The sequence below is a fragment of the Pseudomonas sp. P5_A2_2 genome, assembly GCF_054177685.1.
This window is the reverse complement of the sequence record NZ_JBGCUL010001076.1, coordinates 1-1454: the sequence shown is the minus strand read 5'-3', so window position 1 is coordinate 1454 and position 1454 is coordinate 1. Positions and strand designations below refer to the sequence as shown.

Below are 1454 nucleotides of genomic sequence, written 5' to 3'. Positions count from 1 at the left end.
CTATACGTCTGCGTCTGCGCCACGTTGATCCTGGTGATGGGAGCCTGATGCCTTGAAGAACATCCTTTCCCGACTCACGACGCTGGCGGTGGTACTGCTGGCCGTTATCCTGGGCTGGTTCGCGTGGGAGCATTACACCCGCGCCCCCTGGACCCGGGATGCCCGGGTGCGTGCCGATGTGGTGACCTTATCCGCCGACGTTTCGGGGCGAATCGTCAGCCTGACCGTGCAGGACAACCAGCATGTGAATAAAGGCCAGGCGCTGCTGGAGATCGATCCGGCGCGTTACACCCTGGCGGTGGAGCATGCCAAACGTGCCGTAGAGGTGGCGAAAGCCTCGCTCGGGCAGGCCCAGGCGACCATTACCGCCAGCGAAGCGTTGCTCAAACAACGTCAGAGCGAAGAGCAACGGCGGCGCACGCTCAAGGATCGTTCGGCGATTTCCGGCGAAGAGTGGGAAAAAGCCAACACCGATGTGTCGGTGGCCCAGGCCGACTTGCTGCGTAATCAGGCCAATCTGGTGCTGGCCCAGGCCAACGTGCAACTGGCCATCGCGGCATTGACCCAGTCTGAACTCGATTTGCAGCGTACCCACGTCGTTTCCCCGGTGACCGGCTATGTCACCAACCTGCTGACCCGCGAGGGCGACTACGCCTCGGCCGGCGGTCCATTGCTGGCGTTGGTGGACAGCGATTCGTTCTATGTCAGCGGTTACTTTGAAGAAACCAAGTTGCCGCGGATCGGGGAGGGCGACCGGGTCAAGATCGAATTGATGAGTGGCGAAACGTTCGGCGGCAAAGTGCAGAGCATTGCCTTCGCCATTGCCGACCGGGAAAACCTGCCCGGTGGCCGCTTGCTGGCGAATATCAACCCCAGTTACACCTGGATCAAACTGGCGCAACGGGTGCCGGTGCGGATCGAGATCGATGCCGGCTATGCCGGTAAAGACAAACTGAGGGCGGGGACTACTGCTACTGTGACCGTCCAGGAAACCCAAAAACCTGGAGATCACCGCTAACCCTGTGGGAGCGAGCTTGCTCGCGATGACGGACTCACATTCGAAGATGATGTCGACTGACACATCGCTATCGCGGGCAAGCCCTAATGCCGATCAGTTAAGCGTTTGAACACCGCAAACCTTGTGGGAGCGAGCTTGCTCGCGATGACGGTTAGTCAGTCACACAAGGGGTGCCTGACGGTCCGCTATCGCGAGCAAGCTGAACTGGCCTAATGATTTTGGACACTTCAATCGGGCGCTATGATGGCGCCCAAATCTGAGGTGTTTTGGCTATGCGTAAATCTTATTCCAGTGAGTTCAAACTCAAGGCGGCGAGCATGGTGCTGGACGAGGGACAGTCGGTTCCCGAGGTCTGCGCCAGCCTGGATATCGGTCCTACGGCCCTGCGCCGCTGGGTCGACCAGGTTCGGAAGGAACGTTTGGGCTCGACTCCGGT

The 1454-nt window shown here is 59.8% G+C and carries 2 protein-coding genes; both read left to right on the top strand.

Annotation, left to right across the window (positions count from 1 at the left end; translation table 11 throughout):
- Positions 1-52: 52 nt before the first annotated feature.
- Positions 53-1018: an HlyD family secretion protein gene (locus tag ACXRVY_RS28930; RefSeq protein WP_457265995.1), complete on the top strand. Its 966-nt coding sequence runs from the start codon at positions 53-55 to the stop codon at positions 1016-1018.
- Between the two features lie 272 nt (positions 1019-1290).
- Positions 1291-1454 (top strand): transposase (locus tag ACXRVY_RS28925; RefSeq protein WP_457265997.1); only part of this gene is annotated, 164 nt, incomplete at its 3' end.